Here is a 26,597-nt window from a genome sequence, read left to right as displayed (position 1 = left end):
AAATTTGTGCCGGTGCCCTACCAGGCTTCCGATGGATCGCTGCGGTTGCAGAAGGCGCGCGCCACCTCGCGCGCCAGATGGGCGATGGCACCCGGCAGCACGAAGGTCGGGCTGTCGATATAGACGGCCTGGAAGCTCAAGGGCGGAAAGGGCTGTCGGACATCGAGGGGAACCAGTTCGCCGCGCGCCAGCTCGCGCCGCATGACCGGCGGCGGTATGGCGGCCACGCCGATGCCGTCGATCGTCATGCGCATGATGGTGGCCAGCGAGTTGGTGGCATACAGCACCGTGCCGGCCTCCAGATGGCGGTGGAAATAGTGGCGCAACGCTTCGTGAGGCTGGGAGCCCTTGGGGAAGGAGATGATCGGAAAGGCGGCGAGATCGTCCACGTCGAGCTGGCGGCCATGCAGGTTCAGTTCGGGCGACGCCGTCCATACACAGGTATAGGTGCAAAGGTCGATGTTCACGACATCGGCGGCGCGCACCGGCCCCATGATCAGCGCCACGTCGATCTCGTTGGCCAGCAGAAGGTCGGTCAGGCGCAGGCTTGTATCGGCGGTCAGCTCGATATTGACCTGCGGATAGAGCGTCTTCGATCTCCTGATGAGGTCAATGAGCCAGCTATGCGAGATGGTGTCGATCACGCCGATGCGCACCGTGCCGCGCAGCCGCTCCTTGGCGCCGATGTCGTTGATGAAGTCCTGCGCTGCCCGCACCAGGCCCTCGGCGCGTTCGAGCGCGAACACGCCCTCCGGCGTCAGCCTCACCTCCCGCGGCTCGCGGTGGAAGAGCTTCACCCCCAGCTCCCGCTCGAGCGTCGCGATGCGGGCGGACACCGCCGCCTGCGTGGCGTTCATGCGGTCGGCGGCCAGCGTGAAGCTCTTCAGTCGCGCCGCCCAGATGAAGGTTTCGAGGAAGGTGAGGTTCATCGCGCCCCCGGTTCTGATCTCCCGTTTCCCGGCCGCGTCCGGGCCTGCCCGCAAGCACCGATGCGCGCCGGAGACGCATGGGCCCGCCGCCGTGCCTGCCCCCGGCGCAGGTGCGGAAGCGGTGGCTGCGGGGAGCCCGATTCTCAGCTCGGCATGCGCCATGGCCGATCGTTCTGTGAGTGTCACACAGATGTAATGGAACCATCAAGCGCTTGTCATCGATGCCTCCTACCAGTGCGCCCATCGCAACGATGGATGCGTGGCCTTCAAGGAGGATCGAAAGATGATCAGACAGCTATTTGCGGCAGCGCTTCTGCTGTCGACCAGCGCCACGGCCTGGGCCGAGACGCGGATCGAGTTCTGGCACGCCATGGGCGGCCGGCTGGGCGAGGTGGTCAACGAGATCGCCCAGAATTTCAACGCCTCGCAGGACGAGGTGGAGCTGACCCCGGTTTTCAAGGGCACCTACGAGGAGACGCTTACCGCCGGCATCGCCGCCTTCCGCGCCGGCGAGCAGCCGCACATCCTGCAGGTCTTCGACGCCGGTGCCGCCACCATCATCGGCGCCAGGGGTGCTGTCGTTCCGGTCGAAGATCTGCTCAAGGAGGCCGGTGCCGGTTTCGACATCAACGACTATATTTCGGGTGTGCGCTACTTCTATGCCGATTCCAGCGGCAAGATGATCGGTATGCCGTTCAACTCCTCCGCGCCGATCATGTACTACAACAAGGCGGCGCTGGAGAAGGCGGGTGTCGAGCCTCCCAAGACCTGGGAGGAGTTCGAGCAGATCGCGCCCAAGCTCAAGGAGGCGGGCTATGTGGCGCTTGCCCAGTCGCACCTGCCCTGGATCTTCACCGAGAACTTCATGTCGCGGCACAATCTTCAGTTCGCGACCAACAACAACGGCTACGACGGGGCGGCCGATACGCGCCTGCTCGTCAACAACGATGCCCTGAAGAACCATTTCCGCAAGCTGCTTGAGTGGCAGGAGAAGGGCTGGTTCCAGTTCTACGGCGCCGCCTGGGCCGACAACCAGACGCCCTTCGAGCAGGAGAAGGTGGCCATCTGGCTCGGCTCCTCCGGCTCCTTCGGCGGCCTGAGCCAGTCGGTGGACTTCGAGTTCGGTGCCGACTACCTGCCCTACTGGCAGTCGGTCATCGAGGAGGGAAAGCAGACCTTCATCGGCGGTGCGGCTCTGTTTGCCATGTCCGGCAAGAGCGAGGCGGAGAACAGGGCGGTGGCCAGCTTCTTCGAGTATCTCACCTCGCCGGAGGTCCAGTATCTGTGGCACCGCGAGACGGGCTATGTGCCGATCACCCAGGCCGCCTACGAGCTGGCCAGGGAAGATGGCCACTATGAGCGCGTTCCTGCCGCCGAGGTGGGAATCAAGCAGCTCAACCTGCCGGCCGGCGAGTGGACCAAGGGCTATCGCATGGGCTTCTACGTCCAGATCCGCGACGTCATGAATCGCGAGTACGGAAAGATCTTCTCCGGTCAGACGACGGTCGACGATGCGTTCGAGACCATCGAGGAAGAAGGCAACAAGCTGCTCGACCGTTTCGCCCGCACGGCTTCCTGACGCGAAGCCCGCGACAAGACTTGTGTGTGGAGGCGCGGTTTCGCGCCTCCCATGCCTTTTGCAAAACGACCGGCAGGAAAATGCTGTCATGAAACGTGTGACCTTCGGCCATTCCTGGCTGCCCTATTTCTTCGTCCTGCCGCAGATTGCCATCGTGGTGGTCTTCTTCTACTGGCCGGCGGGCGAGGCGGTGCGTTCCTCCTTCTTTCTGGAGGATCCCTTCGGCTTCGGCTCCACCTTCGTCGGCCTCGACAATTATGCCGCCGCGCTGACGCAGGCGGAGTATCAGCGGGTGGCGCGTTTCACCGTGTGGTTCACCCTGCTCGTCACCTTCTTTTCGCTGGCGATTGCGCTGGTGCTCGCCGTGAAGGCAGATGAAATCCTGCGCGGGGCCAAGACCTACCGCACGCTCCTGATGTGGGTTTATGCCGTGGCGCCGCCGGTCGCCGGCCTTCTCGGCATCCTCCTCTTCGATCAGCATGTCGGCCCGCTGGTGGATGTGGCCGCCTGGTTCGGCTGGCAGATGCGCGTCGGTGTGAACTATTGGGACACGGCCTTCGCCATGGTCGTCGTCTCGGTGTGGAAGCAGATCCCGGTCAACTTCATCTTCTTCCTTTCCGGCCTGCAGGGCATCCCCCACTCGGTGCGCGAGGCAGCGGTGATCGACTGCAAGTCGGGTCTGCGCCGTTTCTGGACCGTCACCTTTCCGTTGCTGGCGCCCACCGGTTTCTTCCTGCTCATCATCAACATCACCTATGCGCTGTTCGACACCTTCGGCGTCATCGACCTGATGACCAAGAACGAGCCGGCCAACAACCCGGTGACGCTCGTCTACAAAGTCTTCCTCGACGGCTTTCGCGGCAACGATCTCGGCGGCTCGTCGGCCCAGTCGGTGATCCTGATGGTGCTCGTCTTCATCCTGACCGTCGTTCAGTTCCGGCTGATCGAGCGGCGGGTCCACTACACGTGAGGGAGGGTGGCATGAGCCTCAGCCAGACACAGGGCGCCGACGCCATGGCAGCACCTCTTGCGGCGCCTGCGGCGCGCCGCATCCGGTGGCGGGCGGTGATGAACCATCTGATCCTCATTGCCGGCTCGGCGCTGATGATCGTTCCGGTGCTGCTCGCCTTCATCACCTCCACCCATGACGCGGTGACAATCCACCGCGAGGGCCTGCAGTTCCTGCCCGGCGGCGCCTTCTCCGAGACCTATCGCAAGGTGCTTCTGGAGGGCACGGGCTTTACCGGCGAGGTCAACGGGCTCACCATGGCCGTCAACTCGCTCATTCTCGGTTTCGGCTTCGCCATCGGCAAGATCGTCATCTCCATGATGGCCGCCTATGCGATCGTCTATTTCCGGTTCCCCTTCGCCACCTTTGCCTTCTGGGCCATCTTCGTCACCCTTCTGCTGCCGCTCGAAGTGCGCATCCTGCCTTCCTACGAGATCGTGCATTCGATGGGGCTCACCAACACCTATACTGGGCTCATCGTGCCGCTGGTCGCTTCCGCGACGGGAACCTTCTTCTTCCGCCAGTTCTTCAAGTCGGTGCCCGACGAGCTGCTGGAGGCGGCGCGCATCGACGGGGCAGGGCCGGTCAAGTTCTTCATCGACATTCTGGTGCCGCTGTCGCGCACCATGATCGCGGCAATCTTCATCATCATGTTCGTCTACGGCTGGAACCAGTATCTCTGGCCGACGCTGATCACCACCGACGAGAGCTTCTTCACCCTGGTACGCGGCATCAAGCAGATCCTGCAGGTGTGGGTGGGCTCCAACATCCCCGAATATGGAGAGGCAATGGCGCTCGCCATCCTCGCCATGGTGCCGCCCGTCGTCATCGTGGTGGTGTTTCAGAGCTGGTTCATCAAGGGCCTGACCGAAAGCGACAAATAGGAACGACGCCATGGCTTCCGTAAGAATAGAGGAAATAAGCAAGGTCTATGCCGGCGGCGTGCGCGCCGTGGACCGCGTGTCCATCGACATTGCCGATGGCGAGTTCATCGTGCTCGTGGGGCCTTCGGGCTGCGGCAAGTCCACCCTCCTGCGCATGGTGGCGGGGCTGGAGACCGTGACCGAGGGCGCGATCGCCATCGGCGAGCGGATCGTCAACGAGGTGGACCCGGCCGACCGCGACATCGCCATGGTGTTTCAGAACTATGCGCTCTACCCGCACATGTCGGTGCGCCAGAACATGGCCTACGGGCTCAAGAATCGCGGCATGGACAGGGCAGAGATCGCGCGCCGCGTCGCGGAGGCCGCCGGCATCCTGCATCTGGGCGACTATCTGGAGCGCAAGCCGCGCCAGCTCTCCGGCGGCCAGCGCCAGCGCGTTGCCATGGGCCGCGCCATCGTGCGCGAACCGGCCTGCTTCCTATTCGACGAGCCGCTTTCCAATCTCGATGCCAAGCTGCGCATCGAGATGCGCAGCGAGATCAAGCAATTGCAGAAGAGGCTCGGCACGACCTCCATCTATGTTACCCATGACCAGCTCGAAGCCATGACGCTGGCCGACCGGGTGGTGGTGCTCAATGGCGGCCGCGTGGAGCAGATCGGCACCCCGAGGGAGGTGTATCATCGGCCGGCCTCCGTCTTCGTGGCCCAGTTCATCGGCGCCCCGCCCATGAACATCCTGCCGGTCACCGGCAACGGCACCGGCCTGCGGCTGCCGGATGGCCCCATCGTTGCCCGTTCCGACAGGTTGGGTGCCTTTCGCCTCGGCATCCGGCCGGAGGACGTCACGCTGGCCACCGCGCCACTGCCGGAGGGTATTCCCGTCTCGCTGGTTCATCGCGAGGATCTGGGCTCGCACAACATCGTCACCGTGCGCTTCGACGGCGGCACCGAGCTTCGCCTCGCCACGCCCTTCGGCTATACGCTGGAGGAGAGCGCCCGGCTCTTCGTCTGTCTGCCGCATCATCGTCTCCACCTGTTCGACGCGGAGAACGGACGGGTGATCCGCGATGCCTTCGCGCAGGCGCAGCCGGCAGCGCAGGAAGCATATGTCTGACTACGCCGATTTCATCGCCGACCCCCGCCGCGGCTGTGCGATTGCGGCGCATCGCGGCGCCTGGCACTGCGCACCCGAGAACAGCCTGGCGGCCATAGAGGCGGCCATCGCCGCGGGCTACCACATCGTCGAGATCGACATCCGGCAGAGCGCTGATGGGCATCTGTTCCTGCTGCATGACGATACGTTGGAGCGTATGGCGGGCCGGGCCGAAAGGGCCGGGCGGTTGAGCCTGGCCGAGCTCAGGCGGATGCGGCTGCGCGAGGGTGATGGCGGGTCGGGCAGGGCTGTGACGGCGCATGCCATTCCCACGCTTCGCGAGGCGCTGGAGGTGGCGCGCGGGCGCATCTTCCTCGACCTCGACCTGAAGGACCGCGCGCTGATGCCGCGCCTCGTCGCCGAGGTGGCGGATATGGGCATGGCGGGGCAGGTGGATGTCAAGGCGCCGGTGGACACGCCCGAGGCGCGGCAATGGCTGGCCTGCCCGGGCGATCTGCGCGGCATTGCCTTCATGCCCATGGCGCGCTTTACTGGCGGCAACGGCGCTGCGCTGGCCGACCTTCTGAAAACCATGCGCCCCTTCATGTGCGAGGCAAGTTTCGACAGGCTCGAATCCATGGCGGAGCACCGGCAGCGCTTGGCCGATGCCGGCACCGCGATCTGGGTCAACACGCTCGACCCCGTGGCGTCTTGCGGTTTGAGCGATCGTGCTGCACTGGCCAATCCCGATGGTGTCTGGGGCCGGCTTGTCGAGGCGGGCGTCAGCGTCATACAGACGGACGAGCCGCAGGCGCTGCAGTCCTATCTTGAGGAAACGGGCCGTTGAACAGCATTTGCGATGCCGATCTGGAAGCGGTGATGGCGGATATGCGCCTGGCCGCGCTGCAGGAGGTGATGCCCCGTTTCCAGCGGCTCGAAAGCGGCGAGGTGCGCAGCAAGGCGGGGGCCGAGGACCTGGTGACAGAGGCCGATCTGGGGGCCGAGCGCATGCTGACTGCTGCACTCGCCCGCCGTTTTCCCGGCGCGCTGGTGATCGGCGAAGAAGCCGTGTCGGCCGAGCCGCAGCGGCTGCGGCAACTCGGCAGGGCCGCGCTTTCCATTGTCATCGATCCGGTCGACGGCACCTGGAACTTCGCCCATGGCCTGCCGCTGTTCGGCATGATGGTGGCGCTGGTGGCGGAGGAGCGGACGGTGGCCGGCATCATCCACTATCCGCTCACCGGCGAATTCGTCTTCGCGCGGGCAGGCGGCGGGGCATGGCTTGCCGCTCCCGATGGCCAGCGCCGCCCGTTGCGTGTCGCGCCGCCGCGTCCCGTGGGCGGCATGTCGGGCATTGTCGGCCTGCCCCAGCTTCCCGCCGAGGAACAGGCAGCCCTTGCGCCCCGGCTGCCGGCGTTTCAGAGGGTGACGAACTATCGCTGCTCGGCCTACGAGTACCGGCTTCTGGCGCAGGGCAGCGCGGATTTCCTGCTCAACGCGCAGCTCATGCCGTGGGACCATCTGGCCGGCCATCTCATCCATCGCGAGGCGGGCGGTCATGCCGCCGTGCTGCCTGGCACGCCCTATCGCCCTTCGATGACTGAGGGGCGGCTGCTGCTCGCGTCCGACGCGGCGAGCTGGCAGGCCATATGCCGCGCCCTCGGCCTGTCCTGATCGCCGGCAGCCGGCTCAGCCCAGGAGATCGCGCGTGCCGGTGTCGATCAGGATGAGATTGCCGTTCAGTTCCAGGGGTAAGGTATTGACGTCGAGCGGCGATTCTGCCGGCGCCTGAAAGGACGGCGCGTCGGTCGAATGGCATGTTCATCTCCTCGATGCGCAGGAAAGCGTCCGCGCCTTCGTGGACCACATGCGAAAACGATTCGCCGCACCGGGATGAGCCGGTGCCTGTCGGTCAGGAGCGAAAAATTCCCCGGACCATCGACGACCCGTTCGGCACCAGGTTGTCACCCATGTCTTAGGTACAATCTGTTACCCATGTCTCCGGAACGGACCATGAAATTTTGGTAGCGGAGGAGGGACTCGAACCCCCGACACGCGGATTATGATTCCGCTGCTCTAACCAACTGAGCTACTCCGCCTTGGGCGGCGCTGCGGCTTGCCGGCGGTGGCCGGGCTGCGCCTTGAGGACGGGCGGATATAAGGTCGCGCGCCGGGCGGTGTCAAGCGGGCTGTCGCGTCCTTTGCCCTTTCGGCGCCGCGGTGCGGCTCTTCGTCGTGGACGGCTCGGCGGGCTTGAGTTGCGGCGCTGGCGCCGATATGTGTCGGCAAGCCAAATCTTGTGACGATCATATGAAGCCGCGAATCGCAGTTCTTGGGTGCGGGTATTGGGGATCGAACCACATCCGCACGCTTAAGTCGCTCGGCGCGCTGAGCGCGGTCTCCGATGCCAATCTCGCGCGCGCCGAGGGGTTTGCCAGCGAGCACGACTGCCGCGCCGTCGCACCCGACGCGCTGTTCGACGATCCGCAGGTCGATGCTGTGGTGATGGCGCTGCCGCCCCAGTTCCACGCCGAATATGCCATCCGCGCCGTCGAGGCGGGGAAGGATGTGCTGGTCGAGAAGCCGGTGGCGCTCAATGTCGAGGATGCCGAGCGGGCGGTGAGGGCAGGCCGCGAGGCCGGGCGCATCTATATGGTCGGCCACGTGCTGCGCTTTCACCCCGCCTTCGAGACGCTGAAGAGCCTGATCGACGCCGGCGAGCTCGGCGAGGTGCGCTACATCCATTCCCACCGCCTGGGGCTCGGCAAGTTCCACACCGAGAACGACGCGCTGTGGGATCTGGCGCCGCACGACCTGTCGATGATCCTGGCGATCACCGGCGCACCGCCCATCGAGGTGCGCGGCGAGGGGGCGGCGCTGCTCGATCATCTGAGCGATTTCGCCCATCTGCACATGCATTTCGCCAACGGGCTGCGAAGCCACCTCTTCGCCTCGCGCCTCAACCCCTATCGAGAGCGCCGGCTGACCGTGGTGGGCACCAAGGCGATGGCCGTCTTCGACGATGTGGAGCCCTGGGGCCGCAAGCTCGCCGTCTATCGGCATGCCGTTTGGCAGGACAGCGGCCAATGGGCCTTCACCGCCAACGAGCCGACCTATGTGCCGGTGGAGGAAGGCATGCCCCTGACGCGCGAGCTGGAGCACTTCATCGGCTGCATCGAGACGCGCGCGGAGCCGCGCACCACCGGAGAGGAGGCGATCGAGGTGCTGCGCATCCTCACCGCCGGCACCGTCACCCACGATTGAGACGGCCTCAGGCCGTCAGCTTCTCCAGCCTGGCAAGCTGCGCCTCCGCCTCTGCATGGCGCTGCGAGCGTGCGATGAAGCCGCCGCCGAAGACGCGCGCGTCCGGCCCATCGTCGGAATAGAGCACGCAGGCCTGGCCGGGCGCCACGCCGGCCTCGCCCTCTTGTAGTTCCACCGTCGTGACGCCTGCGCGGTGATACAGCGTGGCTGGCGCCGGCGGGCGGGTGGAGCGCACCTTGGCATAAAGCTCCATGCCCGCCTCGGGAACCGCCTCCAGCGGCCCGTCCCCCAGCCAGTTGACCTCGCGCAGCACGATGCGGTGCGTTTTGAGCGCCTCCCGGGGCCCCACCACCACGCGCGCCCGCTCGGCGTCGAGATGCACCACATAGAGCGGCTCGCCGGTGGCGATGCCGATGCCGCGGCGCTGGCCGATCGTGTAGTGGAGAATGCCCTCATGGCGCCCGAGCACGCGCCCGTCCATGTGCACGATATCGCCCGGCGTTGCCGCCTCCGGCTTCAGCTTGGCGATGATGTCGGAATATCTGCCCTGCGGCACGAAGCAGATGTCCTGGCTGTCCTGCTTGGCGGCCACCGAAAGGCCCATCTCCTCGGCGATCTGCCGCACCTGCGGCTTCGACATGCCCCCCAACGGAAAGCGCAGATAGTCGATCTGCTCCTGCGTGGTGGCGAAGAGGAAGTAGCTCTGGTCGCGCTCGGCATCCACCGGCCGGTAGAGCGCCCGGTGCGCGCCGTTGGGCCTCGATCGGATGTAGTGGCCGGTGGCCAGCGCGTCGGCGCCGAGCTCGCGCGCCGTCTCCAGAAGGTCCGAGAACTTCACCGTCTGATTGCAGGAAACGCAGGGGATCGGCGTCTCGCCGGACAGGTAACTCTCGGCGAAGGGGTCGATCACCGCCTCGCGGAAGCGCTCCTCGTAATCGAGCACGTAGTGCGCGATGCCGAGCTGCTCGGCAACGCGGCGCGCATCGTCGATGTCCTGGCCGGCGCAGCAGGAGCCGGGCCGGTGCACCGCCGCGCCGTGGTCATAGAGCTGCAGCGTCACTCCCACCACCTCATAGCCCTGGCGGGCCAGGAGGCCGGCCACGACGGAGGAATCGACGCCCCCCGACATGGCGACGATGACACGCGTCTCCTCGGGGGCTCGCGGCAGGTCGAGGCTGTTCATGGCTCTGATATCCGCTCCTGGTTGCCGTGCTAAATGGCAATGCGCCGGCGCCGGGTCAAGACGGCGCTGCGCCGCAGGACGATCCTGCGGCATTCGATTCAAATTCCAAACGAATCCCTAACGCCGGATTCACTTGTGTTACGCTACCCTTACCACGCGTTTAGGCAATTCTTAAAGCGGCGGGGCTATCGTCGCCGCGATTGGGTCTTGGTTCAGTGTAGAGAGTACGATGACCGATCTGGTGCGACCGCGCGTGAAATATGTGATTGGGCCCGATGGCAGTCCGTTGACGATCGCCGACCTGCCGCCGTCAAACACGCGCCGTTGGGTCATTCGCCGCAAGGCGGAGGTCGTGGCCGCCGTGCGCGGCGGGCTTCTCAGCCTCGAGGAAGCGTGCCAGCGCTATCGGCTGACGGTGGAGGAGTTCCTGTCCTGGCAGGCGTCCATCGACCAGCACGGCCTTCAGGGTCTGCGCACCACCCGCCTCCAGCAATACAGGCACTGACGGACGCCGGGCCGCCGTTTCGCGTTCCGGCTGGCCCAACCGTTTTTCCTTGCTGACATCCCCTCCGGCGTCTTTGATTGCGCGGCCTTATCGGTCGCGAGACCGCATCGTCCATGCGCCGCCGGAGGCGAAGCCATGCCTGATCCCTTAAGCCTGCTTGCCTTCGCCCTCGTCGCGCTCGGCATGGTGCTGACGCCGGGCCCGAACATGATCTATCTCATCTCGCGTTCCATCACCCAGGGGCCGCGGGCGGGGCTCGTCTCGCTCGGCGGCGTGGCGCTCGGCTTTGTCGTCTACATGCTGGCGGCGGCCTTCGGCATCACTGCGCTTCTCCTCGCCGTGCCCTACGCCTATGACGCGCTACGGCTGGCCGGCGCGGCCTATCTGCTGTGGCTTGCCTGGCAGGCGGTGCGGCCCGGCGGCCGCTCGCCCTTCGAGGTGAGGGCGCTGCCGCGCGACGGGCCGCGCAAGCTGTTCCTCATGGGGCTGCTCACAAATCTCCTCAATCCGAAGATCGCGATGGTGTACCTGTCGCTCTTGCCGCAGTTCGTCGATCCCTCGCGCGGCAGCGTGCTTGCCCAGTCGCTGGCGCTCGGCTTCACCCAGATCGCCGTCAGCGTGACGGTGAATGCCGCAATCGCGCTTGCGGCGGGCGGGGTTTCGCGCTTTCTGGCGCGCCATCCGCTGTGGCTGCTGCTGCAGCGCTGGCTGATGGGCACCGTCCTGGCGGGCCTCGCGGTCAGGATGGCGCTCGATACGCGGCGCTGACGCGGCGTGCCGAACGGTGCGCCCCGCTCTTCGGCGGGCGGCGTTTCAGGCATGCCAAGGCCCGCTTTCGGGCGGCCTCGCACGGGAAAAAGTTCTGGTGGAATGTCTGCTGCACGGGTGCAGCGGAAGCGTCTGCCGCGGGCGCGCCGTGGCGCCGTTCAGCCGGTCATGGCGCGCATGTCGTCACTGCCGCGCGTTCTGCCGTCGCGCGATTCCAGGGCCTCGGCCTTTCTGAGCTCGGCCTCGGCCTCGGCCAGCTCCTCCGCGGCCTGCTCCTTCTGCTGGGCAAGCTCGGCGCGCGAGGTGCGCAGGTTGTCGCGACGCAGCCGCGCCGCCTTTGCGAAGGTGGGGTACGCAAAATGGTTCTGGTCGGTAATGCCCGCCTTCGCCTCCTCGGCGGCGACCTGGGCATCCAGCTCGTCGGCCATGCGGTCGAACTCGGCGATCATGGCGTCGAGCTGGGCGATGCGGCGGCGCTTCTCGTTCACCTGAAACTGTTTGAGACGGACAAGGTTTGCTCGTGACTTCATATTCGTACTCCCAGAGAACGCGGCCCCATACCCCCGCTCCTTTGCCGGCACGGCGGTTTGCCCCGGCATTGGAAAACAAAATCCTAAATAGCGCCCCCCGCGGTAACCATTCGTTTACGGGCGTTGTTAATCATATGGGCCAGGAACTTAAGGCACGGTAAAGACGCCGGACGGATGGGGTTCATCGCGGCCTGCTTCCGGGCAGGAGGCGACCCGGTTTTTGAGGATGCAAGCTACGAAAACGATTCTGCGTTTGGATTCAAACAAGTGCCCGAAAAAGCTGAAAGGTGATCTTAGCGCTTGCCATGCCGAATCAGGTTTTGTTAACCATTAACTGGCAGCCTCCGATTCAGGCCATCGCTGCTGCGGTGCCCGGATGCCTGCCCGATGCGGCTCGGCGGCGGAAAGGGGACAGGAAATGCGCGTTCTGCTGATTGAAGACGATAGTGCGACGGCACAGAGCATCGAACTGATGCTGAAGTCGGAAAGCTTCAACGTCTATACGACCGATCTCGGCGAGGAGGGCGTCGATCTCGGCAAGCTCTACGACTACGACATCATCCTTCTCGATCTCAACCTGCCCGATATGTCGGGCTATGAGGTGCTGCGCACGCTGCGCCTGTCCAAGGTCAAGACGCCGATCCTCATCCTTTCCGGCATGGCCGGCATCGAGGAGAAGGTGAGGGGGCTCGGCTTCGGCGCCGACGACTACATGACCAAGCCCTTCCACAAGGACGAGTTGGTGGCGCGCATCCACGCCATCGTGCGCCGCTCCAAGGGTCATGCCCAGTCGATCATCACGACGGGTGACCTGGTGGTCAATCTCGATGCCAAGACGGTGGAGGTTGCCGGCCAGCGCGTGCATCTGACGGGCAAGGAATACCAGATGCTGGAGCTGCTGTCGCTGCGCAAGGGCACCACGCTCACCAAGGAGATGTTCCTCAACCATCTCTATGGCGGCATGGACGAGCCGGAGCTGAAGATCATCGACGTCTTCATCTGCAAGCTGCGCAAGAAGCTCGATGCTGCCTCCGGCGGGCAGAACTACATCGAGACCGTCTGGGGGCGCGGCTACGTGCTGCGCGAGCCGGAGGAAATGCGCGAAAGCGCGTGAGCCTGAGGCTTTTCCCCGCTTCTGCCACAACCCGGCTTCGAGGAGCCGGGTTTTTTGTTGGGGCCGGTGATGGTGCGAAAGGGCGGAATGCGGGCCGTCCTCAGGCCGCCAGGTCGAAATCGCGGAAGCTTTCGAGAAGCTGGTCGCGGGTAAAGGGCTTCAGGATATAGCCCTTGGCGCCGGCGCGCTTGGCGCGCATGATGCGGCCGACGTCGAACTGGCACAGGCACAGCACGATGTGCGGCCGCGCCTCGGGTGCGATGAGGGCAAGCCGACGGATGAGATCGGCCGAGTCCATGTCTGGCAGCAGGCTGTCGACGACCACGATCTCCGGCATCTCGTGCCGGCATATCTCGATGGCCTCGTGAGCGGTGGCCGCTTCGCCCACCAGCATCTCGGGGCCAGCGAGAATGCGCTTTGCCACCTTGCGGATGACACTGGAGTCATCGACGATCAAGCAGCGCTTCATGCTTCCGCTCCCCTTTAACCAAGACCTGGTGCGCATGGTAAGCAGCAGCGGTAAAGCCGCTGCAAACGGGAGTGGTAAATTCCTTCTTAAGCAACGGCGCCGGCTGCCGTCTCAGGCCGCGCTCAGCACGATCTCCTCGGCGGAGGCATGGATGGAAATGCTCATCCCGGTTTCGCGCGCCAGAAGCAGCGTATAGTAGAACTGCACGCTGTGCGCGTCGATGGGCTCGTCGGCGGTACGCCCGGAATGCAGCTCCAGGAACTTTGGCGGCACCCGCATCATCGGGCCACGGGCGGTGATGGTGAATTTCGGTGCCGTTTCGAGCGCGTCCAGGCGCACCGTCAGCTTGCCGCCGCGCGGTATGGCGGCATTGGCGACCAGAAGCAGGTTCAACAGCAGCTTCACCTTGTTCTTGGGCAAGAGCGCCCGCCCGCCGATCCATTCGAGCTCCGGCTTCTCGTTCTGGATGAAGGCCATGGCCACCGAGTGGGCATCGCCGGTGTCGATCTGCATGCCGGCGGAACCGGCCGCGCCGAAGGCGATGCGGGCGAACTGCAGCCGCGCCGAGGCGTTTCTGGCGCTGGCGCGGATGAGCGCCATCGCGTCCTCTTCCGCGCCGCCCTCGTCGAGAAGCTCCAGCCCGTTGCTGATGGCCCCGACGGGCGAGATGATGTCGTGGCAGACGCGGCTGCACAGAAGGGCAGCCAGATCGGGCGCGCTCAGCGAAAGAATCTCGTTCATTGTCTCGAACCGTCCCCTGTCAACAATCCCCGTTTCAGCACTGCGCGGCGCCGCCGGTGCCGCCGCGAATCGCCCTCTCGGCAGGTGGCATTGTGGTTACACATCGCGGGCCGCCCGGCAACAAAGGAGGGCCACATTCGCGCCGAAGCGGCCCTGCCTGGCGGCTCGCCCGCCACCGGGCCGCGAAAGTGCCATCTTGCCGCCCGTTTAATGGTTGAAAAAGGATTACGGATTACCCTCCCTTTCTAACGAATGACGGCGGCTGCCATGCGCCGCCCGACAATGGAGAGACGACCGATGCTGATGAGTTTCTTCAGCCGCGCGAAGGCGGGTCTTGCCCTTGTGGCCCTGGCGATGCTGGGTGCGGCGATTCTCATGCCCGTTCCCGCCGCCCGAGCCCAGCAGAACGGCTACACGATGGACGAAATCATAGAGGCCGGGAGCGACTTCTTCGGTGCTACCTCCGGCGGGCTGGCCACGCTGGTGGAGAAGATCTTCTCCTCCTACGGACTGCCCAACGGCTATGTGCTGGGCGAGGAGGGCTCCGGCGCCATCGTCGGCGGCCTCACCTATGGCGAGGGCATGCTCTACACCAAGAATGCGGGCGATCACCCGGTCTACTGGCAGGGTCCCTCCATCGGCTGGGACTTCGGCGGCCAGGGATCGCGCGTCATGGTCCTCGTCTACAATCTCGAAACGGTGAACGACCTTTACCGGCGTTATGCCGGCGTCGCAGGCTCGGCCTATCTCGTGGCCGGGCTCGGCTTCAATGTGCTCAAGAACGGGCCGGTCCTCATCGTGCCCATCCGCACCGGCGTCGGAGCCCGCCTGGGTGTCAATCTGGGCTATCTGAAGCTTACGCCCAGCCCCACCTGGAACCCCTTCTGAGGCGCTCCGATGTCCGGCGCGCCGGGGCGCTCTGGCTTGCTGTCGTGCGCCGTGGCAGAGTATGCGCCGTGCTTGCGCTGCGTGCGCGGACCCGCGGGGCTCTCGGGCAGGTGGCGTGTGGAAACGAGACAGGGCGGGGCGCGCGGCCTTCGGGACGCGCCCGCCGCTCCGGCGCCGACGGACACGCCTCGTGATTGAGACCGCTCTTTGGTTCATTCTCGGTTTCCTGGTCGCTGCGGCGCTGGCGCTGGCGGTCGCGCCCGCCCTGTGGCGGCGTGCCGGCGCGCTTGCTAGGCAGCGCATCGAGGCCACCACCCCGCTCACCCGCCAGGAGATCGAGGCGCAGGTGGATGCCCTGCGCGCCGAACATGCCATGGCGACACGCCGGTTGGAGATGAAGGCGGAAGCCATCAAGAAGAAGGCGGCGCAGGATCTGGTGGAGATCAACCGCCAGCGCGAGGAGATCGCCCGCCTTGGCGAGGCATGTGCGGCGCGCGAGGAGGCGCTCGCCGCCCTTCAGGCCCGCCATGACGACCTCGCCGCCCGGCTTTCCGAGCGCGAGGCGGAGATCGCGACGCTCACCGCGAAGCTGGCCGAGACCGAACGCCGCCTGGCCGAGAGCGGGCGGCAGGTGGAAGAGCTGTCGCGCCTCTATGAGGAGGCAAGCCTTACCGCCAGCACCCTCCAGGTGGAGGTGGTGGCGCGCGAGGGCGACCTCGAGCGACTCAACGACACCATTGCGGCCCTGCGCGGCCAGGTTCGAGAGGCCGAACGGGCGCGCCGCGCCGCCCTTTCTCAGAAGACCGAAGCGGAGGAGGCGCTCAATGTTGCGCGCGCCCGCGCCCAGGAGATGGAACGCAAGGTGGAGGAGCTGATCGCCGCGGTATCGACCCGCGACGAGCGGCTGGAGCGGCGGGAAAAGGAGATCGCCCGCCTGAGGCAGGCGGCGGGGCAGGAGGGGCCGGACCCGGAACGCCGGCTCGCCGAGGTGGAGCAGGAAAAGGCAAGGCTGGAGGAGCAGGTGACGGACCTTTCGCGGCGCATCGCCGCTCTTTTGGACGAGCAGGGTGCGGATGACGCCGGCGGCCAGACGGCCCGCAAGGGCGAGCTGGAGCGGTTGCGCTCGCGGCTTTCCACCCTGATGCGCGAGAACAGGCGGCTGCGCTCCGCCATCGCCAGGGCGGAGGACGGCGCCGGCGACGAGGCGCTGCGCGAGCAGATCTCCGATCTGGCCGCGCAGGTGGTCAGCGTGGCCGCCGCGCTGGAGGGGCCGGATTCGCCGATCGACAGGGCGCTTTCCGCACTGCAGGAAGGGACGGGCGCGCCCGGCGGGCAGCCCAGCCTGGCCGAGCGCGTGCGCGCCCTGCGCGCCGGCTCCACATCGCCCGGCGAATAGCCGCTATCGCCACAGCCTGTGCAGCGCGATGGCAGAGGCTGTGGCGACGTTCAGACTGTCGAAATCCTCGCGCATGGCAATTCGCACCGATGGCAGGCGGTCGAGCAGGGCAGCCGGCAGGCCCGGCCCCTCGGCGCCCAGAAGCAGCGCCGTACGCGCCCTGCGGCGGGCCTGCGCGATGTCACGCTCCCCGCGCGGGCTGAGCGCCAGGATCGTGAAGCTGGCCCGGAGGAGGGCTTCCACCATGTCCTCGGCGGTGCTGGCGCGTGCAAAGGGCACCTTGAGTGCAGCCCCCACGGAAACGCGGATGGCCTTGCGGTAGAGCGGATCGCACGAGCCGGCATCCATGACCACCGCATCGGCGCCGAAGGCGGCGGCGTTGCGGAAGATGGCGCCCATATTGTCATGGTTGGCGATGCCAGACAGCGCCACCACCAGCGCCCGCTTCGGCAGGCGGGCAAGGAGTGCCTGCGCATCCTCCTCGCATTCGCGGCGGCCGATCGCCAGCACGCCGCGGTGCATGGGAAAGCCGGCGATGGCGTCCATCACCGCCGCGCTCGCCACATAGACAGGCACCTTCTCCGGCACGCGGCGCAGGATCTCCTCCATCCCCGCCACCCGGTTGTCGCGCAACAGCACCGATTCGGCGGCGAAGCGGGAGGCGGAGAAGAGCACGTTCAGCACCACCTTGCCCTCGGCCACGAAGCGGCCCTGGCGGCCCACGAGGTCGCGCTCGCGGATGTCGCGATAAGCGGCGATCCGCGGATCGTCCGGGTCGTCGATCGGGATGAGCGTGCGCATGGGCCTAGCCGCCGCGCGCCTTCCTGGCCATGGCCACGAGCACGGGGCGCAATTGCGAGGGCTCGCCGAGCGGCGCCTCGAAGAAGACGCGCCGCACCTCGTCGCCCCGGGCGAGGTCCATGCCCTCCGGGTCGATGCCGACAAGCCGCCACTGGCCCGCCGTGCCTGCGGCCAGCGCCGTGGCATAGGCTTCGACGGCGTCGGCGTGCTCGGCATTCATATGGTCGAGGGCCTGCTGCTCGGTCTCGGCGAGGGCGGCGGCGATCTGCGCCGGCGCCAGCAGTTCCCCCCGCGTCAGCCGGTAGGCACGGGCAAAGCCGCCGTTGAGAAGCCCGTCCTGCGGCTCCAGCCGGAAGAAGCTGAAATCCGGGAAGCCTTCATAGAGCTTCGCCTTGGGATGTCGGTTGAGGTAGCGCCGCCTCGCATGCGCGTGGCCGGCCGTGCCGGGCTGCAGCCTTTCGGCCCGCGCCTTCAGGGTCAGCCGCGGATGGGCGAGGGGGTCGCCCTTGCCGGGCTCGCCCACCAGCAGCGCGCAGCGCGGCTCGGCCTGCAGCGCCGCTGTATGCGCGGAAAGCGTGGAGACCAGGATTAGCGGCGCGCCATCCGTGTCGGTGGCCACTGCCACGCGGGTTGCCAGCGGCGCGCCGTCGGCGTCGATGGTGGCCAGCGCGCCAAAGCGGGCGGTGCGCATCAGCGTCTTCGCCAGCCGGATGGCTTGTGCGTCGGTTTTGAGGAAGGGGTCGGCCCTGGCCATCGCCGCGTCCTATCGGGGCGCCATGCGGATGGCGCCATCGAGCCGGATCGTCTCGCCGTTCAGCATCTGGTTTTCGACGATATGGCAGGCAAGCGCCGCATATTCGGCCGGTTCGCCGAGCCGCGGCGGGAAGGGCACCTGCTGGGCGAGCGAGGCCTGCGCCTCCTCGGGCAGGCCGGCCATCATGGGCGTCTTGAAGATGCCCGGCGCGATGGTGCACACGCGGATGCCAGCGCGGGCGAGATCGCGCGCAACGGGCAGCGTCATGCCCACCACGCCGCCCTTTGAGGCGGCATAGGCAGCCTGGCCGATCTGCCCGTCGAAGGCGGCAACGGAAGCGGTGTTGACGATGACGCCGCGCTCTCCACCCTCCAGCGGCTCCAGCTCCTGCGCGCGGGCGGCGAAGAGGCGGATCATGTTGAAGGTGCCGAGCAGGTTGATCTCGATCACCCTGCGATAGAGGTCGAGCGGATGCGGCCCGTCCCTGCCCACGGTCTTCATCGCCACGGCGATGCCGGCGCAGTTGACGAGGATGCGCGGCGACCCCAGCTTCTCCGTCGCGGCGGCGAGGGCAGTTTCCGCCTCCTCCGCGCTGGTCACATCGCAGCGCACTGCCAGCCCGCCGATCTCAGCGGCCACCGTGCGGGCCCTCTCCATGCCGATATCGGCGATGGCCACCTTTGCGCCCCGCTGTGCCAGGGCGCGCGCCGTCGCCTCGCCAAGGCCCGAGCCGCCGCCGGTGACAAGCGCGGTGATGCCGGATGGATTCATGAACGCCTCCCAGACAGGATTCCCGAAACGCGGGTCCGCTTTTCGGACAAAAATCCCGCCAGATCAAATGAATCCGGTCACGCCCCGGCCCAGGCGCGGGCCGGGCGCCGCGTCAGAACAGCCCTTCGATGTGGCCCGCCTCGTTCAGGAAGATCTTCTCCGCCGCCGGCGTGCGTGGCAGGCCGGGCATGGTCATGATCTCGCCGCAGATGGCGACGACGAAGCCGGCGCCCGCCGAAAGGCGCACCTCGCGCACCGGCACCACATGGCCGGTGGGCGCGCCGCGCAGATTGGGGTCGGTCGAGAAGGAGTATTGCGTCTTGGCCATGCACACCGGCAGATGGCCATAGCCCTGGTCCTCCCATTGCTTCAACTGGGCGCGAACCGACTTGTCGGCAATCGCCTCCGAACCGCGATAGATGCGCTTCACAATGGTGTCGATCTTCTCGAACAGCGGCATGTCCTCGGGGTAGAGCGGGGCGAACTGCGAGCTGCCGCCTTCGGCAAGCTGCACCACCTTGTGCGCCAGCTCCTCGATGCCGGCGGAGCCTTCCGCCCAGTGCCGGCACAGCACCGCCTCCTCTCCCTGAGCGGCAACATAGGCTTTCACGGCCTCGATTTCGGCCTGCGTGTCGGTGTGGAAGTGGTTGATGGCCACGATGGCGGGCACGCCGAACTGCTTCACGTTCTCGATGTGGCGGCCGAGATTGGCGCAGCCCTTCTTCACCGCTGCCACGTCTTCCGTGCCCAGGTCCTCCTTCTTCACCCCGCCGTTCATTTTCAGCGCGCGCACCGTCGCCACGATCACGGCTGCGGCGGGCTTCAGCCCCGCCTTGCGGCACTTGATGTCGAAGAACTTCTCGGCGCCGAGATCGGCGCCGAAACCGGCCTCCGTCACCACATAGTCGGCAAGCTTCAGCGCCGTGGTGGTGGCCATGACGGAGTTGCAGCCATGGGCGATGTTGGCAAAGGGGCCGCCATGCACGAAGGCGGGGTTGTTCTCGAGCGTCTGCACCAGGTTGGGCTGCAGCGCATCCTTCAGCAGAACCGCCATGGCGCCGTCGGCCTTCAGGTCGCGGGCGAACACGGGTGTCTTGTCACGGCGATAACCGATGATGATGTCACCCAGACGGCGCTCCAGGTCCTTCAGGTCCGTGGCCAGGCAGAGGATGGCCATCACCTCCGAGGCGACGGTGATGTCGAAGCCCCCCTCGCGCGGAAAGCCGTTGGCCACGCCTCCGAGCGAGCAGATGATCTGCCGCAGCGCCCGGTCGTTCATGTCCATCACGCGGCGCCAGGCGACCCGGCGGATGTCGATGCCCAGCTCGTTGCCCCAGTAGATGTGATTGTCGATGAGCGCGGAAAGCAGGTTGTGGGCGGAGGTGATGGCATGGAAGTCGCCTGTGAAGTGCAGGTTCATGTCCTCCATGGGCACGACCTGCGCATAGCCGCCGCCGGCCGCGCCCCCCTTCATGCCGAAGCAGGGGCCGAGGGAGGCTTCGCGGATGCACACCGCGGCCTTCTTCCCGATCCGGTTCAGCCCGTCGCCGAGGCCCACCGTGGTGGTGGTCTTGCCCTCGCCGGCGGGTGTGGGGTTGATGGCGGTGACGAGAATCAGCTTGCCGTCGCCATTCGCCCGTGCCTTGGCGATGAAGTCGGCCGAGACCTTCGCCTTGTCGTGGCCATAGGGCAGAAGGTGCTCCGGCGGAATGCCGAGCTTGGCGCCGATCTCCTGAATGGGCTTCTTGTGCGCAGCGCGCGCAATCTCGATGTCGGATTTCACCTCGGGCATCACGCTTTCTCCATCCCTTTCACCTCGGGTCATCTCGCCCACTGCATATGGTCATTGAACCGCAGCGGTCGTCATTCCGAAAGAGGCAGAATCTAAGGGAAATGCGACAGAGCGGGCCGCGTACGCTAACCTTGACCTCTAGGAGAGAAGAAGACCAGGGAAAGAAAGGCCTTTCGGCGCGCGCGGCGTGTGCCCCGCAAGCGCTGGATGGCATCGCGGCTGGTTGCTACCGCAAAAACTGCGTCTGACGTTCTCACGCGGAAAAGCGGATCATAGTCCGCGATGTTCCGTTTCTCCTGAAGTTCCAGAAAGGCTGTCGCAACGGCTGACAGATCCGGTCCAAATCCACCTTCTGGTTCATATTTTGCGTATTTTGCCGGTAGCTTTTGTTTTCTTATTTCTTCACACAATAATCGCAGCGATTTGTGATCAACGCTGCGGTAGGCCAATTCATATCGGGCCTCCTGCCTATGTTTCCGCCCGATCATGTTATCTGTTGCTTCAATGAGAATTTCATGAAACAGCGCATAGTACGCAGCGGAGATGGCCCTTCGCAAATCAGCCTGTCTGGGCGCTCCGGCTTCGGGAGGGGCGGTCAGCCTCTCCGCCTGTTCCAATAAGTGATCCGGATTAATGACCGGCATTCTGTGCCAGTTCGGCTTCGGTGGCATATTCAATGATCGGATTGCGCTCCTCCCGCATATCGCGCAAACGCTCACGAAGCCTCACGAGTGCATCGAGTGCCGCTCCCTCTCTCAAACGTTTCACTGCGCCAGGCGCTATCACGACGGTAATTCTTATGGCATCGTTTCCACTTGAATCCGTGGTGGAGGAATATTCCACCCGAACAACGTTCTCCGAGCCGAGTGCACCCACAAATGCGTGCTCAATCAGCCGCCGAAAGGCCTCTTCTGGGTCAACCCTTGAGATATAGAAGCCCGGCTTCAATCCTGACCTCCTGGCTTCATCAGGTTCAATTTCAATAACTATGTGCCTGAAACCTTCGTGGAAAAATTCGCGTCGCTGGTCGCCAAAGCGAGGTGTCTTGTCCAGATCGGATAGAAAATCCGCCTCACTGAGCTCGAACAGCGAGATCGCGTCGGGCGCTGAGATATTTGCCCATGGGCCGCCTCGTGTGGGTTCTCTTCCATTATAGACCGGCCAAACCAGTGCCATGGCTGCTTCCTCACTGTCGCGGCGTAGACTTAGATAGCATATTGACCGTGTCTGATCGACTGCAGCACGACAATTTCGTTCATCGATCCAGCACCTGCCGCAACTCCACCAGGTTCGATCGCACGCGCAGAATGTAGAAGCCCATGGTCGCGAGGTGTGTGGGCATGATCCAGCCGGCTTCGCGGCCGTTGGAGACGATGGCCGGCGTGATGTCGAGCGCGGCGCGGAACTGGTCTTCCGTCGTTTCCCACAGCGATTCCAGCGAGCGCTGCGCCACCACATCCTCGAAGTCGGCGCGGGCGGCATGCAGCATCCCATAATAGCCGTAGAGCTGGCCGTAGGCGAACCAGAAACGGTCGTCGGCGCGCGTGTCGAACCATCCGGCATTGTAGTTTTCGGAGCGCTCGCGCAGGATGGCCGAGGTGGAGCCGAGATCGTTTGCGACGCGGTCCAGGAACTGAATCAGATTGTCGGCGCGCGCGTCGAAGACCGCTTCGCAGCGCTCCAGCCGGTCGTTGAAGCTGCGCAGCGAGGTGATCGCCGTGCGGTAGAAGCTGGGGGTCGGCGTCTTGGGGCCGAAGGGGTTGAGCCCGAAATACCAGGCATCCTCGGAGAACTGGATGTTTTCGCGGGCTTTCTGCAGATCGCTGTCGATCTGCGAGGTGCCGCGCACGCGGCCCAGCGCGTCCACCAGCTCCACGGCGGTGCGGCGCACCGTCTGGTTCACGCCGCGCTGGAAGGAAGCCTTGTTGTCGAAGAACGGCGTGTCGTCCCAGTCGAGGCCGAAAAAGCCCAGCTTGTAGAGAAGCATGGACGTGATCCACGCATTCTCGTTGACGTTGAAGTCGGTCAGGTCGGCAGCCACGTCGGTGATGGCGGAGCGCCCGCAGGTGCGCGCCCCCGCATCCCCCGTCGCCGCCACCTGCTCGCCGGCCGAGACGCCGCGCCCTTCCAGCCCGTAGGCGCGCACATAGTCGGGGTCGAACCCGTGCCATATCTGGGTCTGCCAGAAGAAGTAGCCGTAAAGCCCGAGAAACAGGAGAACCACGCCCGCCACCGTCGTGCGCAGGATCCAGCCGCGCCGGGCATACCAGCGCCGCAGCGCCTGAAAGGGCCAGCCGAGCCAGGAGAATGCGCGGCGCAGAAGGCGGGCGAGCAGGCGAAGCATGTGGAAAAAGAAATCGACGATCCAACCAATCACGGGCGCCTCCTTCGTGACCGAGCGCAAGGGCGCTCAACGGCGCCTGATGCGTTGAGATAGGGCCTTTCCGTCGCCGTCACAACCTGTGATGCCGGTCGCCCGCCTTGCCGGGGCATCCCGTCGCAGCCTGCGGAACCGCGCTCGATCCCCATTCCGCGTGGGGACGGGTTCAAGCCCTCCAAACTTTTCCCCCTGCAAACCCGTTGCTCGTTACTCCCTATTCGCCATTCGCTCCTCCTCCCTTTCTCATCCCCGCCCGCACCGCCGCCCTTCTCCTGCCCCATCGCCCTCGCGGGAACCGGATGCGCAGCGGGTGTTCGGAAGAGCGGCGGCGGCCACTCCCTTCGAGGTCGGTTCCCGAAGGCATCTGTGGGCCCGCGAGAGGCAGGGTGCGGAGAAGCCGAGGGCCGCTGGACGCGCCGCAGACAAGCAGAGAGGCGCGATCAATGCGCCCCGTTTCCCGCTTTCCTCGCCGAAGGCCGGACGGAGAAAGCCGGGCGAGGCGATCCTGCGCGCGCGGGCGGACGTCCTTGCACGAAGCGCATTCTTTCGGCTTGCGGCCGGACCGAAATGGTGCTTGCGTTTGAAAGAAATGGCAAAGCCGGTTAAACGGCGCGCGCAAGAAATTACATCGAAGCACAATCCCAGGGGAGAACCGTCATGTCTCAGAACAGATTTGTCGCAGTCGGTCTTGGTGTGGCCCTCGGCCTTTGGGCCGGCGCCGGTTTCGCCGCCGAGCCCGCCGAGTGCCGCTCCGTGACCTTCTCGGATGTCGGCTGGACCGACATCACCGCCACCACGGCGACCGCCTCGGTGGTGCTCGAAGGGCTGGGCTACGAGCCGGAAACGCAGGTGCTGTCCGTGCCCGTCACCTACGCCTCGCTCAAGAACAAGGATGTGGATGTCTTCCTGGGCAACTGGATGCCCACCATGGAGGCCGACATCGCGCCCTATCGCGAGGATGGCTCGGTGGAGACCATCGTCACCAATCTGGAAGGGGCCAAATACACCCTTGCCGTGCCGCAATACACCTATGATGCCGGCCTGAAGACCTTTGCCGACATCGCCAGGTTCCGCGAGGAACTGGACGGCAAGATCTACGGCATCGAGCCGGGAAATGACGGCAACCGGCTGATCCTGGAGATGATCGAGAACGACACCTTCGGCCTTTCGGGCTTCGAGCTGGTGGAAAGCTCGGAGGCGGGCATGCTCTCCCAGGTGCGCCGTGCGGTGCAGCGCCAGGAGCACGTGGTCTTCCTCGGCTGGGAGCCGCATCCCATGAACGCCAATATCGACATGGCGTATCTCGACGGCGGTGACGATGTGTTCGGCCCCAACTATGGCGGCGCCACGGTGCACACCAATGTGCGCGCCGGTCTTGCCGAGGAGTGCCCCAATCTCGGACAGCTTCTGAAGAACATGGTCTTCTCGCTGGAGATGGAAAACGAGATCATGGGCGCCATCCTCGATGACGGCGCGGAGCCGAAGGCGGCGGCCACGGCCTGGCTGAAGGCGCATCCGCAGGCGCTCGAGCCTTGGCTTGCGGGCGTCACCACCTTCGAGGGGGAGGATGGGCTCGCGGCGGTGAGGGCGCATCTCGGACTGTAGGGCAAGTGACGGGCGCCGTGCCAGCGGCGCCCGATTTCCTTTCCGCCCGAACGTGAAGCGACCCGGAAGACCGTTTTCCCATGGATCCCGTTACGCAATGGATCGCGGCCTGGAAGATACCCATCGGCAGATGGGGCCGCGCCTTCTTCGATTTTCTGACAACCAATTTCGCCTGGCTGTTCGACAATCTGGCCAGCGGCCTGGCCGTCCTCCTGGACGGCATGGCCGGTTTCCTCCTGTGGATGCCGCCGGTTCTCGTGGTGCTGGCGATCGCCGCTCTCGCCTATGTCCTGCAGCGCTCCTGGAAGCTGGCGGTCGGGGTGGCCATCGGCCTGCTGTTCATCATCAACCAGGGCCTGTGGAAGGAGACGGTGGAAACCCTCGTCCTGGTGGTGGCCGCTGCCGCCGTCTCCATGGCCATCGGCGTTCCCGTCGGCATCTGGGCAGCGCACAATGCCCGCGTCTATCAGGTTCTGCGGCCCATCCTCGACCTGATGCAGACCCTGCCCACCTTCGTCTATCTCATCCCGGTGCTCATCCTGTTCGGCCTCGGGGCCGCACCGGGGCTCATCGTGACCGTCATCTTCGCCTCGCCGGCGCCCATACGGCTCACCTATCTTGGCATAACTTCGGTGCCAAAGCCCATGCTGGAGGCGGGCGAGGCGTTCGGCGCGACGCGGCGCCAGCTTCTGTGGAAGGTGGAACTGCCGGCCGCGCTTCCCTCCATCATGGCGGGGCTCACCCAATGCATCATGCTGTCGCTGTCCATGGTGGTCATCGCCGCTCTGATCGGCGCCAACGGCCTTGGCAAGCCGGTCGTGCGGGCGCTGAACTCGGTCAACATTCCGCTCGGACTGGAAGCAGGGCTGGCCATCGTGGTTCTGGCGATCATCCTCGACCGCATGGCGCGCATCGGCCGGGAGGGCGAGCGATGAAGCCGGCCATCGACTTCCGCGGTGTCGACATCGTTTTCGGCAGCGCCAAGGAGCGCGCCGCCGCCATGCCGCTTCTCGATGCGGGGGCGAGCCGCACCGAGATCCTGGAGAAGACGGGCGCCGTGCTGGGGTGCGCGGGCTGTGATCTGACGGTGGAGAAGGGCGAGATCTCGGTGCTGATGGGCCTTTCCGGCTCCGGCAAGTCGACGCTGCTGCGCGCCGTCAACCGGCTCAACACGGTGGCGCGCGGCCAGGTGATCGTGCGCGACGGCGACTGGTCGGCCGATGTGGTCACCTGTTCGCAGGCCGAGCTCAGGAAGATCCGCCGCGAATGTGTGGCCATGGTCTTCCAGCAGTTCGCGCTTCTGCCCTGGCGGACGGTGGAGGAGAATGTGGGCTTCGGGCTGGAGCTTTCCGGCGTGCCGGCGAAGGAGCGCAAGGAGCGCGTCATGGCGCAGCTCGAGCTTGTGCATCTGGAGGACTGGGCGGGCAAATACGCGCACGAGCTGTCCGGCGGCATGCAGCAGCGCGTGGGGCTTGCCCGTGCCTTTGCCACGCAGGCGCCGATCCTGCTCATGGACGAGCCGTTCTCCGCTCTCGATCCGCTCATCCGCACCAAGCTGCAGGATGAATTGATCGAGCTGCAGGAGCGGCTGAAGAAGACCATCCTCTTCGTCAGTCACGATCTGGAGGAAGCGCTGAAGATCGGCAACCGCATCTCCATCATGGAGGGCGGGCGCATCGTGCAGACCGGAACCCCCGAGGACATCGTCCTCAGGCCGCGCAACGACTATGTGCGCGACTTCATCTCCAACGTGAACCCGATGTCGGTGCTCACCGCCTGGAACGTCATGCGCGATGCCCGCGACCTGCCGGCCGCCGGCGAGGACTGGCTGTGGCTCGACCGGCGCTGCACCACCCGATTCAGGCTCGACGAGAACATGCTGGTGGTGGACGCCGAGCGCGACGGCAGGCCGGCCATCTGGGTGGCCTGCGACAATGTCGAGCCGCTGCCGGAGGACAAGCCCAAGGTGTTCTGGGCCCAAGCCGGCACGCCGCTCAGGACCGTGATGCATGCCATGCACCAGTCGGAGACGGCGCCCGTCGCGGTGTTCGACGAATCATCACGCTTCCTGGGCGCCATCGGTGTGCGCGATGTGCTCAAGGCGATCGTGCGCGGGGGTGGCGAGAGGCTGTGAGCGCCGGC

27 protein-coding genes and 1 tRNA gene are annotated in these 26,597 nt (G+C 65.6%); 15 read left to right on the top strand and 13 right to left on the bottom strand.

Annotated elements, in window-relative coordinates; all coding sequences use genetic code 11:
* Positions 1 to 17: 17 nt before the first annotated feature.
* On the bottom strand, positions 18 to 929 hold the full coding sequence (locus NYR58_RS16625; protein WP_261522240.1) for a LysR family transcriptional regulator: 912 nt from the start codon (positions 927 to 929) through the stop codon (positions 18 to 20).
* 283 nt (positions 930 to 1,212) lie between these two features.
* Between NYR58_RS16625 and NYR58_RS16620 the strand changes: the two genes are divergently transcribed.
* From NYR58_RS16620 to NYR58_RS16595, 6 genes are all read left to right on the top strand, one after another.
* The gene (locus NYR58_RS16620) at positions 1,213 to 2,508 is read left to right on the top strand and encodes an extracellular solute-binding protein (RefSeq protein ID WP_261522239.1); all 1,296 of its coding nucleotides are present in this window, start codon (positions 1,213 to 1,215) and stop codon (positions 2,506 to 2,508) included.
* Positions 2,509 to 2,596: 88 nt separating this feature from the next.
* The gene (locus NYR58_RS16615) at positions 2,597 to 3,478 is read left to right on the top strand and encodes an ABC transporter permease subunit (protein ID WP_261522238.1); all 882 of its coding nucleotides are present in this window, start codon (positions 2,597 to 2,599) and stop codon (positions 3,476 to 3,478) included.
* A 44-nt stretch (positions 3,479 to 3,522) separates the two neighbouring features.
* On the top strand, positions 3,523 to 4,401 hold the full coding sequence (gene ugpE, locus NYR58_RS16610) for a sn-glycerol-3-phosphate ABC transporter permease UgpE (protein WP_261522266.1): 879 nt from the start codon (positions 3,523 to 3,525) through the stop codon (positions 4,399 to 4,401).
* 10 nt (positions 4,402 to 4,411) lie between these two features.
* Positions 4,412 to 5,515, top strand: a complete 1,104-nt coding sequence (locus NYR58_RS16605; protein ID WP_261522237.1) for an ABC transporter ATP-binding protein — start codon at positions 4,412 to 4,414, stop codon at positions 5,513 to 5,515.
* Positions 5,508 to 6,341 (top strand): glycerophosphodiester phosphodiesterase family protein, encoded by an 834-nt coding sequence (locus NYR58_RS16600; RefSeq protein WP_261522236.1) that lies wholly within the window; start codon positions 5,508 to 5,510, stop codon positions 6,339 to 6,341. Before NYR58_RS16605 ends, NYR58_RS16600 begins: the two co-directional genes overlap by 8 nt.
* Positions 6,338 to 7,168: an inositol monophosphatase family protein gene (locus NYR58_RS16595; protein WP_261522235.1), complete on the top strand. Its 831-nt coding sequence runs from the start codon at positions 6,338 to 6,340 to the stop codon at positions 7,166 to 7,168. The genes NYR58_RS16600 and NYR58_RS16595 overlap by 4 nt, the downstream gene beginning before the upstream one ends.
* A gap of 348 nt (positions 7,169 to 7,516) precedes the next feature.
* Here NYR58_RS16595 and NYR58_RS16590 read toward each other — a convergent pair.
* Positions 7,517 to 7,593: transfer RNA gene (locus NYR58_RS16590), tRNA-Met, on the bottom strand.
* A 211-nt stretch (positions 7,594 to 7,804) separates the two neighbouring features.
* On the opposite strand from NYR58_RS16590, the gene NYR58_RS16585 reads away from it, so the two are divergent.
* Positions 7,805 to 8,758, top strand: a complete 954-nt coding sequence (locus NYR58_RS16585; RefSeq protein ID WP_261522234.1) for a Gfo/Idh/MocA family protein — start codon at positions 7,805 to 7,807, stop codon at positions 8,756 to 8,758.
* Between the two features lie 7 nt (positions 8,759 to 8,765).
* Here the strand turns inward: NYR58_RS16585 and mnmA are convergent, their stop codons facing one another.
* Complete coding sequence (mnmA, locus tag NYR58_RS16580) at positions 8,766 to 9,941, bottom strand: tRNA 2-thiouridine(34) synthase MnmA (protein WP_261522233.1); 1,176 nt, start codon at positions 9,939 to 9,941, stop codon at positions 8,766 to 8,768.
* A 229-nt stretch (positions 9,942 to 10,170) separates the two neighbouring features.
* On the opposite strand from mnmA, the gene sciP reads away from it, so the two are divergent.
* Both sciP and NYR58_RS16570 read left to right on the top strand, forming a co-directional pair.
* Positions 10,171 to 10,446 carry a CtrA inhibitor SciP gene (gene sciP / locus NYR58_RS16575; RefSeq protein WP_261522232.1) on the top strand — a complete coding sequence of 92 codons (276 nt, stop codon included), beginning with the start codon at positions 10,171 to 10,173 and terminating at the stop codon, positions 10,444 to 10,446.
* A gap of 135 nt (positions 10,447 to 10,581) precedes the next feature.
* A complete protein-coding gene (locus NYR58_RS16570; RefSeq protein WP_261522231.1) occupies positions 10,582 to 11,214 on the top strand; it encodes a LysE family translocator in 633 nt (210 codons plus the stop codon).
* 158 nt (positions 11,215 to 11,372) lie between these two features.
* On the opposite strand, the gene NYR58_RS16565 is transcribed toward NYR58_RS16570, so the two are convergent.
* On the bottom strand, positions 11,373 to 11,744 hold the full coding sequence (locus NYR58_RS16565; RefSeq protein WP_261522230.1) for a flagellar export protein FliJ: 372 nt from the start codon (positions 11,742 to 11,744) through the stop codon (positions 11,373 to 11,375).
* Positions 11,745 to 12,162: 418 nt separating this feature from the next.
* Between NYR58_RS16565 and ctrA the strand changes: the two genes are divergently transcribed.
* Complete coding sequence (gene ctrA / locus NYR58_RS16560) at positions 12,163 to 12,858, top strand: response regulator transcription factor CtrA (RefSeq protein WP_261522229.1); 696 nt, start codon at positions 12,163 to 12,165, stop codon at positions 12,856 to 12,858.
* A gap of 100 nt (positions 12,859 to 12,958) precedes the next feature.
* Here ctrA and NYR58_RS16555 read toward each other — a convergent pair whose 3' ends face one another.
* Positions 12,959 to 13,327 (bottom strand): response regulator, encoded by a 369-nt coding sequence (locus NYR58_RS16555; protein ID WP_261522227.1) that lies wholly within the window; start codon positions 13,325 to 13,327, stop codon positions 12,959 to 12,961.
* Positions 13,328 to 13,438: 111 nt separating this feature from the next.
* Positions 13,439 to 14,068, bottom strand: coding sequence for a histidine phosphotransferase ChpT (gene chpT / locus NYR58_RS16550; RefSeq protein WP_261522225.1), 630 nt, complete (start codon positions 14,066 to 14,068; stop codon positions 13,439 to 13,441).
* Between the two features lie 354 nt (positions 14,069 to 14,422).
* Here chpT and NYR58_RS16545 point away from each other — a divergent pair, with 354 nt between their 5' ends.
* The gene (locus NYR58_RS16545) at positions 14,423 to 14,956 is read left to right on the top strand and encodes a DUF1134 domain-containing protein (protein WP_378074672.1); all 534 of its coding nucleotides are present in this window, start codon (positions 14,423 to 14,425) and stop codon (positions 14,954 to 14,956) included.
* A 190-nt stretch (positions 14,957 to 15,146) separates the two neighbouring features.
* Positions 15,147 to 16,352, top strand: a complete 1,206-nt coding sequence (locus NYR58_RS16540) for a hypothetical protein (protein WP_261522223.1) — start codon at positions 15,147 to 15,149, stop codon at positions 16,350 to 16,352.
* Positions 16,353 to 16,355: 3 nt separating this feature from the next.
* Here the strand turns inward: NYR58_RS16540 and NYR58_RS16535 are convergent, their stop codons facing one another.
* From NYR58_RS16535 to NYR58_RS16505, 7 genes are all read right to left on the bottom strand, one after another.
* The gene (locus NYR58_RS16535; protein WP_261522222.1) at positions 16,356 to 17,153 is read right to left on the bottom strand and encodes a TrmH family RNA methyltransferase; all 798 of its coding nucleotides are present in this window, start codon (positions 17,151 to 17,153) and stop codon (positions 16,356 to 16,358) included.
* Positions 17,154 to 17,157: 4 nt separating this feature from the next.
* The gene (locus NYR58_RS16530) at positions 17,158 to 17,907 is read right to left on the bottom strand and encodes a HugZ family pyridoxamine 5'-phosphate oxidase (RefSeq protein ID WP_261522221.1); all 750 of its coding nucleotides are present in this window, start codon (positions 17,905 to 17,907) and stop codon (positions 17,158 to 17,160) included.
* Between the two features lie 9 nt (positions 17,908 to 17,916).
* Positions 17,917 to 18,678, bottom strand: coding sequence for a 3-hydroxyacyl-CoA dehydrogenase (locus tag NYR58_RS16525; protein ID WP_261522220.1), 762 nt, complete (start codon positions 18,676 to 18,678; stop codon positions 17,917 to 17,919).
* A gap of 112 nt (positions 18,679 to 18,790) precedes the next feature.
* Entirely contained in the window at positions 18,791 to 20,470 is a 1,680-nt protein-coding gene (locus tag NYR58_RS16520; protein WP_261522218.1) for a formate--tetrahydrofolate ligase, read from the bottom strand.
* Positions 20,471 to 20,595: 125 nt separating this feature from the next.
* On the bottom strand, positions 20,596 to 21,114 hold the full coding sequence (locus NYR58_RS16515) for a hypothetical protein (protein WP_261522217.1): 519 nt from the start codon (positions 21,112 to 21,114) through the stop codon (positions 20,596 to 20,598).
* Positions 21,101 to 21,646: a hypothetical protein gene (locus NYR58_RS16510; protein ID WP_261522216.1), complete on the bottom strand. Its 546-nt coding sequence runs from the start codon at positions 21,644 to 21,646 to the stop codon at positions 21,101 to 21,103. The genes NYR58_RS16515 and NYR58_RS16510 overlap by 14 nt, the downstream gene beginning before the upstream one ends.
* A 79-nt stretch (positions 21,647 to 21,725) precedes the next feature.
* Positions 21,726 to 22,847: a DUF2333 family protein gene (locus NYR58_RS16505; RefSeq protein WP_378074668.1), complete on the bottom strand. Its 1,122-nt coding sequence runs from the start codon at positions 22,845 to 22,847 to the stop codon at positions 21,726 to 21,728.
* A 660-nt stretch (positions 22,848 to 23,507) separates the two neighbouring features.
* Here NYR58_RS16505 and NYR58_RS16500 point away from each other — a divergent pair.
* The 3 genes from NYR58_RS16500 (at position 23,508) to choV (ending at position 26,589) form a co-directional block, all read left to right on the top strand.
* Positions 23,508 to 24,455 carry a choline ABC transporter substrate-binding protein gene (locus NYR58_RS16500; RefSeq protein WP_261522215.1) on the top strand — a complete coding sequence of 316 codons (948 nt, stop codon included), beginning with the start codon at positions 23,508 to 23,510 and terminating at the stop codon, positions 24,453 to 24,455.
* Between the two features lie 80 nt (positions 24,456 to 24,535).
* The gene (gene choW / locus NYR58_RS16495; protein ID WP_261522214.1) at positions 24,536 to 25,390 is read left to right on the top strand and encodes a choline ABC transporter permease subunit; all 855 of its coding nucleotides are present in this window, start codon (positions 24,536 to 24,538) and stop codon (positions 25,388 to 25,390) included.
* Positions 25,387 to 26,589, top strand: a complete 1,203-nt coding sequence (gene choV, locus NYR58_RS16490; protein ID WP_261522213.1) for a choline ABC transporter ATP-binding protein — start codon at positions 25,387 to 25,389, stop codon at positions 26,587 to 26,589. Before choW ends, choV begins: the two co-directional genes overlap by 4 nt.
* The last annotated feature ends 8 nt before the right edge of the window (positions 26,590 to 26,597 follow it).

The sequence above is a fragment of the Chelativorans intermedius genome (assembly GCF_025398255.1).
Classification (GTDB): Bacteria; Pseudomonadota; Alphaproteobacteria; order Rhizobiales; family Rhizobiaceae; genus Chelativorans; species Chelativorans intermedius.
The sequence above is the reverse complement of the archived record's forward strand: the minus strand, read 5'-3'. Positions and strand labels throughout refer to the sequence as shown.